Source organism: Tenacibaculum xiamenense (assembly GCF_964513065.1).
GTDB classification, from domain to species: Bacteria; Bacteroidota; Bacteroidia; order Flavobacteriales; family Flavobacteriaceae; genus Polaribacter; species Polaribacter xiamenense.
Genome location: NZ_CAZEQU010000010.1, coordinates 235,033 through 253,045, shown reverse-complemented (window position 1 = coordinate 253,045; position 18,013 = coordinate 235,033). Strand labels below are relative to the sequence as shown.

Genomic DNA, 18,013 nt, shown 5'->3' with positions numbered 1-18,013 from the left:
TAGTTAAAAATTGCTAACTTTTTCCCATGTGTTTCATAATCAAATGTATATGTCGTAATCAGTGGCAGCTTTATTAAAATTTAATAAATCTTTAAAAATAAGCTATTATGAAAACAAAAATCTGCTTAATTACAATTTTACTAATTACCTTTATATCAAATGCACAAGATTTAATCAGTGGAGGCTCTAATTCATGGATTTTCCATACACCAGATGGAGATGGTCGAAGCTCTCTTCATATTGCACCTAAAATAAATGGAGCTTGGGCATGGGGAAACCAATTTGAGATAAGAAGTGATGGAACTTTGGCAAGACCTTTAAAAGTTACAAATGAAGGGACATTTGAAGGGCATTTATACCTGAAAAATGATATTCAATTTTATGGTGGTAATGATTGGGTAATTCATACCCCAGGAACTTCTCAAGGAAATCTGCATTTCGCACCTAGAATAAATGGGAGTTGGAATTGGGATAAACAAATATATTTCACCAGTGCCGCAAATTTAATTGTTGACGGAAAAATTGGTGTTGGTTCAAGAAATCCAGATGAAATGTTAACGGTAAAAGGGTCTATTCATTGTGAAGAAGTTAAAATAGATTTAGAAGTACCGGCCGACTACGTTTTCCAAAAGTATTATACAGGAAATTCTATTTTGAAGGAAGAATATAAAATGCCGACTTTAAAAGAAGTGGAAGAGTATACCAAAAAGCACCATCATTTACCTGAAGTACCTTCAGCGAGAAAAATTAAAGAAGATGGACTTCGTTTGAAAGAAATGACAAATTTACTTCTTCAAAAAATAGAGGAATTAACACTTTACACTATTGAGCAAGAAAAGAGAATAAAAGCCTTAGAAGAAAAATTGTCAGAAAAAGAATAATGTTATGAAATATAATGAAACTGGAAGAATAAGATTTTTACCTTACTTCTTATTTTTCCTACTTGCGACAAGCTTTTTAAGCTTTTCTCAGAATTGTGGTTTTGACGAATATTTAGGAGCCTTGAAAAGCCTCGATCCGAACATAGAAAATTCTATTAAGGCGCAAATTATTAAAATCAAAAATAAAAAAGCTAGAAACTACAATAATCAAGATGATAAGATAATAACAATACCAGTTGTTTTTAACTTAGTTCACCCTTTTCATTACACACTTGGTCAGGGTGCTAATTTGAGGGATTCTGATTTAATTCGACAAATCAATGATTTAAATGATAGGTATTCTGGAAGATATACAGGAATTGATACAAAGATCAGGTTTTGCTTGGCTAAGCAAAATGTATTTGGTATTAACGAAGAAGGAATAAGTCATTTTTATGGTAAGGAGTTTTATCAACCATTTGTTCGCCGAAGTAATTGGATTCAACATGCTCTTGAGGTCGATGCGGACATAAAACAACATAGAAAAAACTCTTTTCCGTCGGATACTTTTTTAAATATTTGGATTGCTGAATTAAAATGGGTAGATGGTAGCGATAAATTGAAAGGGTACTCTTCTTCTCCACTACCAGAAATACATGAAGCACTGCCTTTTAGAGATGGTGTAGTTATAGATTATAGATGGGTAAACAAAGCAACCCCAATCCATGAAATAGGCCATTGGTTAGGACTTTTACACAGTTATGATCATAATGGTATTGCTAGTCGTAACCCATGTGATGAGGTAGATTGTGAAACCCAAGGAGATTATATTTGCGATACTGAAACTGTACCGAGATCTGGTGACCTTAATGTAGCTCCTGGGACATGCAAAGGATATAATTGTAATAATCAAATTACTAGTGCTGTTCAGAATTATATGGATTATCAGAAAGTTGAGAGAGATTATTGCAGAATTTTTTTTACTGAGGGGCAAAAAGAAAGAATGAGAGATTTGCTGAAGTATGTAAGATATACAATTTGGAACAATAGTTATTTTAATTTAAAGAATTTTTGTGATACTTCTTTAGGAGGAACTGGTGGGACTAACCCAACCAATGGGGTTTATTATAATTACTGTACGAGATGTTATGAGCCTTCGATATCAGTGCCTTTGAATTGTTATAGAAAAAGACATTACCCAGTTGATTATAGAGGTGATTTATTCGTTAGTGCCGTCGAGGAACCTGAATCTAGATCAAAAATAAATATTAGGGCTTATAGAGTTGATTGCGGTGAGCTTAAAGAGGTACTCTTTTATAATTTGAACTTTAATAGCACAGATCACGATAGAGTAAAAAGTGTAAAAATAATTAATAGTAAAACGTTTACCGTTATATCAAACGATAATGGTGTTAGAGGTTTAAAGATTTTTGAAGAGATTGAGGGGGATTGGAGAGTTAGAGATATTAATATCAGTGATCTATCAGGTCAAATAGTAACTAGAAGTGGATATTATATAACGAAAAACTATGGATCACCAACCAATAAACGCTCAATTTATAGATTTGATATTAATACCCATGAGTTAAGTTTTGTTACTGATGATTTTTACTATGACGCAGAAAACATAAAATTAACGGACAAAGGGTATTTTAAATCTAAACAGCGAGGATTAATTGAAGAATGGGAGTATGATGGAATTGATAATAGATATTACAAAAAAAGGACAATTAATTTACCCATAGAAAATTGGTTGGAAGATAAAAATGTTAGTTATTATTATTTTGATAAATACATTGTTCCTGTTAGGTGGAGTGATCTTCATAGTACCAATAATGGTTTTTTATCTATTAAGTTATATAAAGAAGAAAATGGGCGATGGATTGAAGAGCAAGATTTAAATATTAATACTTCTTATTATGGATACCCTCATTTTATTAATGATAATTACTTATTACTATTCCGAAAAGGACCAAATGGTGGACATGATGGAATAGTGTATTTTTATAAAAGGGAAGCATCAGGAAAGTTCGAACAAATTACAGATTTAAATCACTTAAACCCGAATTCGGCAACACATATTGGTGGTATCTTAAGTAGTAGAATAGAAATAAATGATGAATTAAACCATGTTTTTGTAGGAGATCAGATATTAAAATTTTCTGATATTTTCCAGGTATCCAACGATGAATTAAAAGGTAGTTCAACAACACATATTTGTAATTATCTTGAGAAAGATGTGTTAGTGAGTGATTATAACATAAATCTTGGAGGAAATACTTGTAACATAAGCATAAATAATAGAAGGAATGATTTTATAGCTGAAAATCGTATTATAATGTCTCCAAGAACGAGAATAACAGGAGGTAATGTTCTATTAACTATAGGTCGAAAATTAGATAATGATTGTCCTTTTCCTAATAGGTGTCATCCAGATACAGTTGGAAGAGAAGCCGTTATTGTTGATAAGGTAGTTAAAGAAGATATAGGAAAACAGAAAGATGATTTAATTTCAATATACCCGAATCCAAGTAATGGTATTGTTAATATAAAGTCCAGTAAAGAATTAGTGAAAGTAGTAATTTATGATTTTAATGGAAATGTTATTTTTTATCAGGATTCGAATTTAAACACAATCTCTATTCATAATATAGGTAATGGTATTTATAATATGAAAATTTTAACTAAAGAAGATGGAGAATATTATAAAAAACTGATAGTTAGTAAGTAGTAGACTTTAATTTAAATTGTTAACTTCTTTTAAAAGTAAAGGGATTTTTTGAATTTATAGATTAAAACTACTTTTTTATCATATAACTTCTGCTTATAAATACTTTAATAAATGGAAGAATTAATAAAGGGTCATTCAAATAAATGAATGACCCTTTAAAAAAGAATATAAATAAAATGTTTATTTCTTAGAATAATACTTGTTCAAAAGCGAAGCTAGCATTTCCTGATGTATCAGTAGTTTTTGTGATTTTCACGAAGTTCGCAATTGTTCCATATCTAGGTAATGCATCTACCAAACTTCCTGTATAAGAACTTACGTTCTCACCATTTATTACGGTTACATAACATTCTAATGGATTACTGTTAATAGTCCAAGGACGTACTGTGAAGAAATACTCACCATCAGCAGATGTTTCTGGTAAGGTAACCATTTCCGTATCGGTAAACCCTTGAGAAATATCAATAACTGTAGCTGCAGAATCTCTAACATCACAGTCTAAATCACTATTGTCATTCCAAGTAAGAACAAAAGTAACATCATTATTAACATCAATACCCTTTATAATAGTTGTAGAGTTTTGATTTTCAGAGATGCTAGGTGATACCTTATCCGTATTCGCGTTTATGATTTTTAAATCTTTAATAGTTAAGGTTTTCACAAGAATATTAGCACCAGACATATCAACTGGAAGTTCTACTTGTGTAGCTCCTTTAGCTAAATCTATTTCCATAGTAGAAGAACCCACTGAATATGTCAATCTACTTAAACTAGAAAGAGGGTTTGAAAAATTCACAACTACTGAGTAGGTGTCTTCCGTATTTGCTATACGAACCGAATTAACAGCCGTTTGTGCTGTAATTTTTGTTATTGCATCTGGTGTTATTGGAAGATCATCATCAACAGAACAAGCTCCTGTTAAAAAAACAGAAAGGATGATGATAAAACCTTTTATATATTTAAATTTCTTCATTTTCTTAAAGTTTTGTAATTGTGTATGTAACAGTATCTCCATCAGTAACTTTAGCTAATGACATAACATTGCTATCTTGAGTTACCGTACCTGTGTAGTTCATTGTTTGACCATCAGGGAAGGTAAAATCGATAGTATACTCAACATCAGCAGTGAACAAGTATTGGTTAATAAAAAGATAATAAGTAATATCATCTGCAGTTGCAGGTAAATCTACCGATTCAGTAGTGGTAAACCCTTCACTACGATCAACTATGTTCGATACTAATGGCTCTGGAGCATTCAAGATGTAGAAATCCATATCTCTTGAACTTTCTGACCACATTAAATCAATTTTAACGCTACCCTCGGTAGTATCAACCACATCAGGTAATTGATCATAAACATTTAATGTTCTAGACTGTTGTGTTTTATCAGAAGAAGCTGTAATAAAATACTCCGTAGAAGTTACGCTAGTGGTAGCATTTTTAATTTTTACGGTATAAGTTTCAGCCCCGTCACTTTTTCCATCATCTACAAATGAAATATTGGCGTTTGCCGAAGTTGATCCAGCAGAAATAGTAATCATTTGATCATAGTTTAATTCTGCTTGTCCAGCATCATCCTCTAAAGAACCATCTGATGAAGTAATTTCTAGCTCAACCATAACGTCAAAAGGTAAGCTTTTAGTCAACCCAACACTTACAGAGGTTTGCCCTCCGTCTTCTAAGATATTGGCGTTGTTATTGGAATCACTAAAACCAATCTCAACTTGAGAAGTAGCGACAGGAGTTCCTATAACAGGGTCTGTAGTTTCGTTAGTACAAGCAATAAAGCCTAGAGAAAACAAAACTATATATATGGTTAATTTTATATTTTTCATTTTAGTAAGATTTAGTTTAAAATAAAGTTTAAACGAGCAAATAAGAATCTTCCTCCGATTCCAAATTGCTGAGATCTTCTTGACCATTCAAATCTTCCAGAACTAAAATTGCTATTTGTGCTGTTAGTTCTATCAGGATAAACATCAAAAATATTATTAGCACCAACGGTAAAAGTTAACTCGTCTGTTGCTTTAAATCCAACTGATAAATCAGTAACTAACTTTCCACCATATATTTGTTGACTGGCAATATTATTGCTTGCTTCAGTTACCTCTCCGAAGTAAACATTTCTTAGAAATACATTAAAACGATCTGTAGATAAGGTGTTTGACAAGTTTACTTTTGTTCTTGGAACAGCCTCTTCTAAATAAATTCTTGAAGCTTCACTAAAATAGCTGCTCTCCTGACCAGAGTCTACTAAAACTTGTGAAGAGTGAATGTCATCTACACGTCTGGTTTTAGAGAAAGTAGCAGATAAATCAGATGATAAACGCATACTTTCGTTTAAGTCAATTTTATGAGTAACTACAATATCAAGTCCCATTGATTCCGTATCAATTGCATTTGCAAAGAAAGCTGCTGCTTCTGCATTTGTAACAATACCATCAGGAATGTTGAATCTATCAGTTAAAATAACTCTATCTTCAATTGCAACGAAATAAGCATCAGCAGTTATTTTTAAGTTTGCACTTGGTATTTTTCCAGCGAAACCGAAACTAACACTTGCAGACTCTTCTTCTTTTAAACTAGGAATACCTAATTGCTGAGCAATATCACTATCGTTTGTAAAAGTTCCTACTTCACTTGGAACTCCTGCTATAAATTGAGTTGCTATGGCATTATAATATCTCTGGTGTAATGAAGGTGCTCTAAAACCTGTACTAGCTCCTGCTCTTAAGTTTAAGTTATCACTAACTTTAAAACGTGAAGCTAATTTGTAATTGATTGTAGAACCAAAATCGCTATAGTTTTCAAATCTTGCAGCACCACTAACAAGTAACTGATCTGTTAATTCAGCTTCCAAGTCAACATAAGCAGCAAAACTATTTCTATCTCTTCCTAATGCATTTTTAGGAGTAAACCCAGGGAATACTTGCGATCCACCTGGTCTTGAATTTCCAAAGAAGTCAGTTGAAGCTGTAGTCGATGGAGTAACAGGTAAACCATTTGCATCATATTGAGTATATGACTCTTCTTCACCAGCTACAATATCATAAAATTCTGCTCTGTATTCCGCACCAATAGCTACGTTTAAACCATTGAAAATATCTTCATAGTTATTTACAAAGTCTAAATTTGTAGTGTTTTGAGTAAAACTAAATCCTCCAGCATCAAAGCGAGTTGGAGAAGCGCTTAACAAAGAAGCATTCGAAGTATTTGAAATTTCAAAATTGAAACTGTTAGTACCCCAAGTATTACTGAAGTCTACATCCCAATCACCTGCTTTACTGCGTATTCCAACTGCGATTGATTTATCAACAATTTTAGAGTTGATTTCAGGCAAGAAACCATTTATGTATAATGGAGTATAGGTTCTTGATTGATGAGGTAAACGATAGAATCCTGCAGAATTACCAGTTCTTGAACTAAACCCTGAAAAAGAGTATAATTCAGTTCCATTATCATCTAAAGGTAAGCTCATGTTAGCGAAAAATCTTCCACCTCTTAAACCAGATTGACCAACACGCATGTTGAAATCACTTCTGTTTAAACCTCTAACAGCTAATTCAGATTCAGTAGTGTCGAAGTTTAATAGAGATTGAACAGTAGCTATATCTGTAGCACTATTAATGGCGTTTTTCGTTGCTAAGTCAAAATGAGTAACACCTTGAGAAGCAAAACGAATATCGTCAAGACTTAAATTTGCTAAGTCCAATCCAGAATTATTAGCAACCCACTCAACAGAATTATATCCGTTAAATATTTGTCCTTTAAACTCACTCATTCTGCTATAAGGATCTCTATAATCGAAATCTCCAGTGAAGTTAATATATCCACCTTTGTCTCCTAAAGCAATACCATAATTGGCAGAAATATTAACGGTTTCTCCATCAATACCTCCTTGTTGCTCTTGTGAATTTTTAGAGACATGTGCTCCTGAAGTAACCGATAAGTTTAATTCGTTTACTTTATTGTTTAAAACAATATTAATTACCCCAGCAATCGCATCAGAACCATATTGAGCGGCAGCACCATCTCTTAATACTTGAATGTCTTTGATAGCTGCAGCAGGAATTGCATTTAAATCTGTACCAACACTACCTCTACCAAAAGTACCATTTACATTTACTAATGATGAGGTATGTCTTCTTTTTCCGTTAATTAAAACTAAAACCTGATCTGGACCTAAACCTCTTAATGAAGCTGGATCTATATGATCCGTTCCGTCTGATATAGTTTGAGTGTTTGAAGAAAATGAAGGAGCCACATAGTTTAATATCTGGTTAAGATTTACCTGTGGAGAATTTTTGGTAAGCTCAGCTACATTAATAATATCAACAGGAACAGGAGTGTCAACCGCTGTTCTTGATTTATTACGTGAACCAACGATAACAGTTTCTTCTAATGTTTCGCTTGATTCCATTGCCTCTATTACGAGGTAATTAGTCGAAGTAACTGACTTTTCAGTTGTTTCATAACCTAGTAAAGAAATTACTAGTGTTGAGGGAATCTTACTCATATTAATCGTAAACTCCCCTTGATCATCGGTAGTAGTACCGTTATTTGTGCCTTTTTCTACCACATTAAAAAATGGTAGACCATTTCCATTGAGATCAACTATTTTCCCTTTTACTGTTTGTGCTGAAACAGCTATTGAAAAAAGAAAAAATGATAACAATAGAAAATTTCTTGAGAATAAAAATTTCTTCATGTACAATGATTAAGTTGATTTAAGCGACAAAATTTGTTTTTTATTAGCTAAAAACAAAGAAATATTGTGTTTTTTTTACAAAATTATACTTTAAGATGGTGTTTTGTTTGTTTTTTAACTTAAGTGGTTGTGTAATTTTATTTAATTAACACTTTGTAAACACTGATGTTTTATAGTGTATCTCAATGAAATTGATCTAAATTGAAAAAGGTTTCTCCGAGTTCAATATATTTGCAGCACAAAACAACACAACAATGAATATTTTAATACTTGGTTCTGGAGGAAGAGAACATGCTTTTGCTAAAAAAATATCTGAAAGCGAAAAGATTAGCAATTTATTTGTGGCTCCAGGTAATGCAGGAACTGATGCTATAGCAACTAATTTATCAATAAATCCAACCGATTTCAATGCAGTAAAGAAAACTGTATTGGAAAATAAAATAGATATGGTTGTGGTTGGACCAGAAGCTCCTTTGGTTGAAGGAGTTCACGATTTTTTCTTATCTGACGAAGCGTTGAACAAAATTCCAGTTATTGGACCTAAAAAAGATGGAGCTTTATTAGAAGGAAGTAAAGACTTCTCAAAGCAATTCATGGAAAAACATGAAATACCAACGGCTAAGTACAAATCTTTTACAAGTGAAACATTAGAGGAAGGAAAATCATTTCTTGAAACATTACAACCACCATTTGTTTTGAAAGCTGATGGTTTAGCGGCTGGTAAAGGAGTACTGATATTAGATAATATAGAGGAAGCTAAAACGGAGCTTGAAGAAATGTTATCAAATCAAAAATTTGGAAATGCATCTTCTACTGTGGTCATCGAAGAATTTTTAGACGGAATAGAATTATCTGTATTTGTTCTTACTGATGGAAAGAGTTATAAAGTATTGCCTTCTGCGAAAGATTATAAAAGAATAGGTGAAGGAGATACTGGTTTAAATACAGGAGGTATGGGAGCAATTTCTCCAGTTCCTTTTGCTAATGATGAGTTTTTAAGTAAAGTAGAAGATAGAATAATTAAACCAACTGTTAATGGATTACAAGCCGATGGAATTGATTACAGAGGGTTTATTTTTATAGGTCTAATGAATGTAAATGGAGATCCTTTTGTAATTGAATATAATGTTCGAATGGGAGATCCAGAAACTGAAGTTGTTTTACCAAGAATCCAATCTGATTTGGTTGATTTATTCGAAGGAGTAGCAAATCAAACTTTAAAGGAAAAAACTTATGAAGTAACAGATCAAACGGCAACAACAGTAATGTTAGTGTCTGGAGGATATCCTGAAGCTTATGAAAAAGGAAAGGAAATTACTGGATATAATGAAATAGAAGACTCAATAGTATATCACGCCGGTACTACTAAAAATGAAAACAAAGTGGTTACTAGTGGAGGTAGAGTTATGGCAATTACTTCATTCGGAAATACCATTGAAGAAGCGCTAGAAAAGTCTTATAGAAACATTGATAAAATATCTTTTGATAAAATGAACTTCAGAAAAGATATAGGTTTCGATTTAAAATAAAAAGTTAAGACTGAATATAAGTTTCAGCATTATAATAAATAAACCGACGTCGTTCTTTACTTAATTTTTTGGGTAAGAATTATGTCGGTTTTTTCATTTCATGATTCTTTATTTTGGTTTTTTTAAAGTGTTAGTGTAGTTTGTTGTTTATCAATGGGGTAGGTTTTTTTAAGGTTTTTAAAGTGTTTTAATTAACATAAATTAAAGGACGAACGGCGGTTTTTGTCTTAAAATATTATCAAATTCATAGAGCTATTAGTTTGGTATGTTTATAGTGTTTTTATGGTGCTTTGGCTAATATTTGATTTTAACATTTATAAATAACATAGCTTTACAATAGCGAAAAGAAACTCTCGAGAAAAAGGAATAGCTATCCATAACTTTTTGCAAACATAGAATATTAGAAGGGAATATTTATGAATTGAATTCTTTAATTCATAAGAGGCTATAGAAAAGGCAATTTTTATTTTTTTATCAAAAAAAAATCAAAACAGTAATGTTTTGAGGGTGGATTATAGTGCCTTTTTTTAAGCACTTAATTAGGGTGAAGCTTAAATAATCAAAATACATATTCTATAGTGAAAAACTATTTTTTAACGAATAAAACTAAAATATAAACATCATGTTTATACAGTTTACTAAACACAAAAACTTTAAAGTAGCGGTGGCTGCTGTTACTGTAGGGTTAATGTCATTTGCCGGATATTCGCAAGATAAAGCGGCTCAATTAATCAAAATTGACACTGATAATAGACAGTTGTCATCATTAAAATCCGAACTTAAGAAAAAAGGAGAAGAGGCTAAGAAAAGAGTAGAAGAGTATGAAAACAGACATGAATTCTACAAAGCATATAACCTTTTAAATAATCAAAGTACTGAGGAAGATGATCCTTCTGTAACTACGCAATTAAAGGATGTTGGACCAGATGGTACTTTATATTATTTTGGAACAGACAATGATGCTGCTGCTAGAACAACAAGAACGAATAAACTACATCCTTCAAGTGGCTTAGGGTATAACTTAACCGGAGAAGGAGAAAAAATAGCGATTTGGGATGCTGGAGTTGTAAGAGAATTTCATGAAACTTTTACCGGAAGAGCAAATTCGCAAGAAGGAGTTTACAATAATAATAATACCAATTATCACGCAACCCATGTCGCAGGAACTATGGTTGGAGCATTAAGCTCAGCTGAAGGTAGAGGAGCAGGAATGGCCCCGAATGCAGAGCTTTTAAGTTATGATTGGTGGAATGATAAGCAAGAAATTATTCAAGCTATTACAGATCATAACCTGTTGGTTTCAAATCATTCATATAGTTTAAGAGCCGCATTCTTAAAGAAATATCAATTTGGGAAGTACTTGTACGATGCAAGAGATATTGATAGAATAGCAAACAATGCTCCTTATTATTTACATGTAAGAGCGGCTTCTAATGATAGAGCACGTTTTCAAGCAAAAGGAGGATATGATTTAATGTACGGTGAAAATACAGCTAAAAATATCCTTACTGTAGCTGCTGTTGAAAAAGTTGAATCATATCAAGATGCTTCTTCAGTAAATATGTCGGTTTTCTCTAATTGGGGACCAACAGATGACGGTAGAATAAAGCCAGATATTTCTGGAAATGGAGTAAATGTATATTCTGCAAGTGATCAATCTAACAATTCATATAGAGCATTAAGTGGTACTTCAATGGCCTCTCCAAATGTTTCAGGATCGTTAATATTATTACAGCAATATTATAAGCAGCAAAATGGTTTTTATATGGAGTCTGCAATGCTAAAAGGATTGGCTTTACATACGGCTTCTGAGGCAGGTAGAAATCCTGGTCCAGACTACGAGTATGGATGGGGGCTTTTAGATGCTGAAAAGGCAGCAAAAGCAATCAAGGATAACGGAGAGTTAAGTATGATTAAAGGAATAGATTTAGATAATCAAGAAGTCTATAGTTTTAAAGTAAGAAAAAACTCTACCAATGAGCCTTTATTAGTATCAATTTCTTGGAATGATGTTGCTTATAATTTCAATCCAGCAGATAGATCTATTGATAATCCAACTCCAGTACTAGTTAATGATTTAGATATTCGAGTTACTGATACTGAGAATAAACCATATTTCCCATGGAAGTTAGATCCAAATAATCCAGCACAAGGAGCTACGACTGGAGATAATATTGTTGACAACGTTGAAAGAATTGATATTGCAGAAGGAATTGAAGGAGAAGTATATACTGTTACTATTTCCCATAAAGGAAATCTAGTAGGAGGTCGTCAGTCAGTAGCAGTAATTGTTACTGGTGGAAAAAGAGTTTCTGGAGATTGTAATATTGCTCAATGGTCAAGAACTAAAGCTTATAACCAAGGAGATGTTGTTGAGTATTTAGGAGATAAATTTGAAGCAAAAAGCTGGTCGCAAGCACAAGCTCCTTTCGCGAAAGATCAATGGGGACCATGGAAACTTCTAGGATCTTGTAACGATTTAGGAAATAATGCTCCAGAAATTAATTTATTGGCTCCTACTGCAGGAACTGAGTTTAGAGGAATGAATAAAGTTACTTTTTCTGCTAGAGTTACTGATGCTGATAATGACTTAACTTCAGTAAACCTTATAAGAAAAAGTGAAAGAGGAACTGAAATAATTAGCCCATTAAAAGTTGAAAGTGATGTATATACATTTGAATATACACCAGATTGGTATGGAAAGTATCAAAATACTTTTGTAGCTATTGATAGTAAAGGAACAAAGAAAACAGAAGAGTTCAATTTCTTCCTTTATGAGGAACAAAGAGAACCAAGTATAAGTTTCTTAAGTCATCAAGAAGGTGATGCTATTTACAAAGGAACTCCAACGAATTTAGAGTTCAAAGTATCAGGAATCTATGGAAAAGGCTTACAAGTATATCTTCAAACAACAACAACTGAGGGGCAAGAAGATTTATATCATTTGACAAATGTTGAGAATGATCAAACATTGTTCGCTCAATCTTTTACTTATCCTGATGTAGATAGTTCTAATAATGTTGAGTTCAAGGTATTGGTGAAAAATGAAGCGGGTCAGACTGTAATTCAAAAAGCCATTAACGTAGCATTAAAACAAAATTTAGCTCCAGTAGTTGAGTTGTTGTCTTATGACGATCGATTATTTACAACGCTAGAAACAGTTGAAATTAAAGCAAAAGTAACTGATGCTGACGGAGCTGTAGATAAGGTTGTTTTTATTTACAAAGCTGAAGGTAATACTTTTGAAAGAGTTGAAATGATTAAGAATGGAGATATTTATACAGCTTCATTCACTCCTCCAACATTCTATGATGCATACAACAATGCAATTATTGCAACTGATGACAGAGGTAGAGAAAGTACTCCTGTAGAAATGTATAATAGAATAGCTGCCAATGCGCCAAACTTACCTCCTGTTGTAGAGTTTTACGAAATATTTGAAGGACAGGTGTTTGAGTTTGATTCACCAAGAGATATTCCGTTTGTTTTCGTAACCTATAATGGTATAATTGAAGGACCAGAGTATATTATTAGATCAGAAGTGTTCTTAAACGATGTAAAAGTTGATGAGCATTTTTACGATAAAAAGTTTGGGTTAGGACAGAGAAGTTCTGTTCCTGTTACTAAAGCAGGTGAATATACTCTTAAAATTAGAACATTAGATGAAAGAGGAACTTGGGGCGAAAATCAAATAAACTTTAAAGTTGTTGATAAGCCAACTGTTAGTTTTTCGAACTTAGTAGATGGAACTACATATCCTTTAAAAATTGGAGAATCTTTCGAAGTAGCTGTTGAAGCTAAAGGAGATTATGCAAAGATTAGAGAAGTGCGTTACTATATTAGAGAGTTTGTAGACGGTGGAAGAATGCCTTATATGCATAATTTTACAACAAATGATGCGATTTCTAGCACAACTTTTGAGCCTAAAAATGGCCTGTCTAGAATTGATATTGATGTTGTGGCTATTAATGAATTTGGAATGGCAAACACTGCAGGTTTAACAGTTTATACTGATAAAGAAGAGGTAAAACCTCCGTATCCTAACCCTACTACTGGAATTGTAAATATTCCATGGGACAAGTCATTAGGTAAATTTATTACTTACGTTTATAGTTTAGATTATAAATTCCAGTTTAAGAAAACTTTTGACTCTAAAGAGGCGGCAGCACAATTAGATTTAGGAAGCCTTAAAAAAGGAACCTATATTGTCGTGGTAGAAAGCCAAAGTGTATTATACCGTAAAGAATATAAAATAGTAGTTGAATAGTAGTTTCGAATAGAATTACTTACAAAATAATACTAATAGTAAGGCTCCTGTTAATAAAATTAACAGGAGCTTTTCTGTTATTTAGACTTGATAAAATTTGCAAATTTTTCTACTAAAACCTATTTGACAACTGGGTTAATGTTAATTCTGTTGGTTTATGGTTGTTTTTGATAAATATAATCTTTCGATTAAGGTTTTTTATTGAATATTATTCAATTTTTTTAAAATATGGCTTTTTAAAAATCCCGCTCTGGAATAGTCCTTGGATCAAAAAATAGTGTAGTTTCGCGCCTGCAAAAAAAATCTCATGAGAATTAAAAGGAAGCGCTATCCCATAATTTTTGCACGAAAAGAATATTGATTAGTGTATAGTTTACATACCTGTTTTATAAACACACCATGTCAACCAAACTTACTGATGTTATATTCTATAATTAAAAATCATTTTTAAATATTAGAAAAAATTATAAGCAAAATGTTTATAGATTTTACAAAGCAGAAAATTAGAACTGTTATTTCAGCAGTGTCTATAGGATTAATTTCATTTGGTGGATATGCCCAGGAAAAGGCAATTCTTCAAGTGAAAAAAGAAACTAATTCGCAAGGATTAACTTCATTGCAATCTCAATTTAAAAGAGAAAGGGAGGCTGCGAAGAAGAGAGTAGAAGCATACTTAAGACAACAGTCATTATTAAGATCAGCAGCTCCTGAAAGCGCTTCGGAGGATAATAGCCATAGAGAGTTAATGGATGTTGGTGAAGATGGTACCTTGTACTATTATACCACGTATAACGATGATGCAGCTAAAACCACCAGAACTGATAAGTTACACCCGTCAAGTGGATTAGGTTATAATTTAACTGGAGAAGGAGAAATGATCGGAATTTGGGAAGGTTCAACCGTGAATGGAAACCATGAAGCATTTACTGGAAGAGTTATTGTAAAAGAAGAAGGAGTAGAACCAATATACGGAAATATAAATCCTTTCAACGTGACCGAAAATGATAGACATGCTGATCATGTAGGTGGAACTTTAGTAGGTGCTAAACATGCCAACGGAGGTAGAGCGGCTGGAATGGCTCCGAATGCTACTCTACTAAGTTATGATTGGTTTAATGATAATCAAGAAATTATTCAAGCTGTTAAAGATCATAATTTATTAGTTTCTAATCATTCTTATGGCTGGTGGGCAAACTCATTACCTGAATATGAATTTGGTAAATATACAAGCTGGGCAAAGAACCTTGATGAGATAGCGAATCAATCTCCTTACTATTTACATGTGAAGTCAGCATCTAATGATAGAGATAATTTTTATGAATCTAAGAATGAAGCTTGGCATGATTATTTAAACAAAGGAGGCTATGATATTCTTTACAGAGAGAGTGTTGCCAAAAATATTTTAACTGTAGCTGCTGTTGATAAGGTAGAGAACTATGTAGATGCTAGTTCGGTAAAAATGTCTGGTTTTTCTAATTGGGGACCAACAGATGACGGTAGAATTAAACCTGATATTGCAGGAAACGGAGTAGGTGTTTATTCGGCTGACCGATATAGTACAAGTGCTTATACTACAATGAGTGGTACCTCTATGTCAGCTCCAAATGTTTCAGGGTCTTTATTGTTATTGCAACAGTATTATAAGCGATTAAACGGATTTTATATGCATGCTGCAACTTTAAAAGGTTTAGCATTACATACAGCATCTGAAGCTGGAAGAAACCCAGGACCTGATTACGAATTTGGTTGGGGGCTTTTAAATGCTGAAAAAGCTGCGGAAGCCATTAAGAATAATGGAGAGTTAAGTATGATTAAAGAGATAAACCTTGATAATAATGAGGTACATACTTTCAAAGTTAGAAAGAATTCTAACAACGAGCCGTTGATGGTTTCCATTTCCTGGAACGATTTAGCATATAATGTTTCTCCATTTGATACAACCGTTGATGATTCAACTCCAGTATTAGTGAATGACTTGGATATTAGAGTTACGGATTCTGAGAATAAGGAGTTTTTCCCTTGGAAATTGAACCCAGCAAATCCAGCTGCGGGAGCAACTAAAGGTGATAATATTGTTGATAATATTGAAAAAATTGAAGTAGTAGGTGGTACTGCTGGCGAGGTTTATACTGTAACCATTACTCATAAAGGAGTTTTAGCAGGAAATCAGCAAGCTGTATCAGTAGTTGTTACAGGAGGAAGCAGAGTGTCTGGAGCCTGTAATTTAGCTCAATGGTCAAGATCAAAAGCATATAAAAAAGGTGACGTTGTTGAGTATTTAGGTGATAGATTTGAGGCTAAGTTTTGGTCTCAAGGGAGAGTTCCATTTTCAAATGATCAATGGGGACCTTGGACCTTGCTTGGAGAGTGTGGTACAAATAATAATAAGCCAACAATAACATTAATTAGTCCTGTGCCTAATACTAATGTCGAACATGGTAAATTAATTCAAGTTAAGGCATCTGTAACGAATGCTGCTTTAAGTTTTTCATCAGTGTTTTTGAAACTTCAAACACCAGGAGAAACTTTATTATTAGAGCCTAAATCAGAGGTAAATAATGTATATACATTTGATTATTCTCCGAATACAAATAGAGAGGAAGTTTTAAGTATTGTAGCAATCAATGAGCAAGGAGTAAAATCAACAAAAGGTTTAGAATTAGATTTTACATTAAATCAATCTCCAAAGCTTGAATTGATATCAGCTCAAAATGAGTTCCAAAATAATTTAGACGCCATACCTGTTAAAATTAAAGCAACAGATATTGATGGTTCCGTAGAGAAGGTGTACATGAGTTATACGAATGTATATGGTGTTGTTAAGGAAAACATTGAAATGATCAAAGAAGGAAATGTGTATTCAGCAGTTATTACTCCTGAAAAGCTTATGGATCAATTTGATATTACAATTGTTGCAATTGATAATTTAGGGAAGAAGAGTGATTCAGTAACTGTTCAGAGAAGAATTGGAAATGGTGAAAAGAATATAGCACCAGTAGTTTTTATTCATACACCTTTCGAGGGAACTACTTTTGACCTTACAGAATCTCTTGAAGTTGAATTAGCATATACTTCTTACAATGAATTTTTTGAAGGGCCTGAGCAATTGGTTCGTTCTGAAGTTTATTTAAACGGAAACTTAATTAGAGAAGAAAACCATGAGAATTCACATTACTTTTCAGAGGAAACTACGCTTCGTATTTCTGAGTTAGGAGCTTATACTGTAAAGGTAAGATCACTTGACGAAAGAGGAGCTTGGGGTGAAGCAGAAGTAAGTTTTGAGGTAGTAAAAAACCCTGAAATTCGATTCACTAATTTAACAGAAGGAAACCTTTACACACTTAATAAGGGAGAGCTTCTTGATGTTAATGTTGAGGTAATCAAAGGAAGTGGTGAAATTAGCTTTGTTGAGTATCATACGTATGAATATAATGACATTAATTTCTTCCCTAGAGTTGAGTTTTATTCGAGTACCGAAGCTCCATATAGCTTTCAATACGATCCAAAAAGAGGAAGTTCTGAAATTTACATTACAGCAACAGTTGTAGATGTAAATGGAAAAACAAACAGTACTTCTGTTACTATATATACTGAAAAAGATAAGATACAGCCTCCATATCCAAATCCAACAACTGGAATTGTAAATATTCCTTGGGATGTGGCTTTAGGTAAGGCAGTTGTAAGTGTTTATTCGACCAGTTATATTGAGCAGTTTTCTAAAACATTCGAAAGTCAAAATGAATTTCAAATAGACTTAAGTTCGCTTAATAAGGGAGTCTATTTTGTTTTAGTTCAAAGTGAAGATGGTTTTTATTCCAAAGAGCACAAAGTTATTTTAGAGTAACCGTTATAATCACTATAAAATAAAAAACCCCTTTCAAATTATTTGAAAGGGGTTTATTTCATAATAAGATTAAA

Annotated in this window: 8 protein-coding genes; 5 read left to right on the top strand and 3 right to left on the bottom strand. The window is 32.8% G+C overall.

Features of this window, described 5'->3' with window-relative positions:
* Positions 1-107: 107 nt before the first annotated feature.
* Both ACKTTV_RS03045 and ACKTTV_RS03040 read left to right on the top strand, forming a co-directional pair.
* Positions 108-881, top strand: coding sequence for a hypothetical protein (locus tag ACKTTV_RS03045; protein WP_408029333.1), 774 nt, complete (start codon positions 108-110; stop codon positions 879-881).
* A gap of 4 nt (positions 882-885) precedes the next feature.
* Complete coding sequence (locus ACKTTV_RS03040) at positions 886-3,591, top strand: zinc-dependent metalloprotease (protein WP_408029332.1); 2,706 nt, start codon at positions 886-888, stop codon at positions 3,589-3,591.
* 187 nt (positions 3,592-3,778) lie between these two features.
* Here ACKTTV_RS03040 and ACKTTV_RS03035 read toward each other — a convergent pair whose 3' ends face one another.
* The 3 genes from ACKTTV_RS03035 to ACKTTV_RS03025 are packed head-to-tail and all read right to left on the bottom strand — an operon-like array spanning position 3,779 to position 8,299.
* Positions 3,779-4,564: a hypothetical protein gene (locus ACKTTV_RS03035; protein ID WP_408029331.1), complete on the bottom strand. Its 786-nt coding sequence runs from the start codon at positions 4,562-4,564 to the stop codon at positions 3,779-3,781.
* 4 nt (positions 4,565-4,568) lie between these two features.
* On the bottom strand, positions 4,569-5,426 hold the full coding sequence (locus tag ACKTTV_RS03030) for a hypothetical protein (RefSeq protein ID WP_408029330.1): 858 nt from the start codon (positions 5,424-5,426) through the stop codon (positions 4,569-4,571).
* 11 nt (positions 5,427-5,437) lie between these two features.
* Positions 5,438-8,299: a TonB-dependent receptor gene (locus tag ACKTTV_RS03025; RefSeq protein ID WP_408029329.1), complete on the bottom strand. Its 2,862-nt coding sequence runs from the start codon at positions 8,297-8,299 to the stop codon at positions 5,438-5,440.
* 254 nt (positions 8,300-8,553) lie between these two features.
* Here ACKTTV_RS03025 and purD point away from each other — a divergent pair, with 254 nt between their 5' ends.
* The 3 genes from purD to ACKTTV_RS03010 all read left to right on the top strand — a co-directional run bounded on the left by purD (position 8,554) and on the right by ACKTTV_RS03010 (position 17,939).
* Positions 8,554-9,828, top strand: a complete 1,275-nt coding sequence (purD, locus tag ACKTTV_RS03020; protein ID WP_408029328.1) for a phosphoribosylamine--glycine ligase — start codon at positions 8,554-8,556, stop codon at positions 9,826-9,828.
* A 622-nt stretch (positions 9,829-10,450) separates the two neighbouring features.
* Positions 10,451-14,095 (top strand): S8 family serine peptidase, encoded by a 3,645-nt coding sequence (locus tag ACKTTV_RS03015; protein ID WP_408029327.1) that lies wholly within the window; start codon positions 10,451-10,453, stop codon positions 14,093-14,095.
* Positions 14,096-14,570: 475 nt separating this feature from the next.
* Positions 14,571-17,939, top strand: coding sequence for a S8 family serine peptidase (locus ACKTTV_RS03010; RefSeq protein ID WP_408029326.1), 3,369 nt, complete (start codon positions 14,571-14,573; stop codon positions 17,937-17,939).
* The last annotated feature ends 74 nt before the right edge of the window (positions 17,940-18,013 follow it).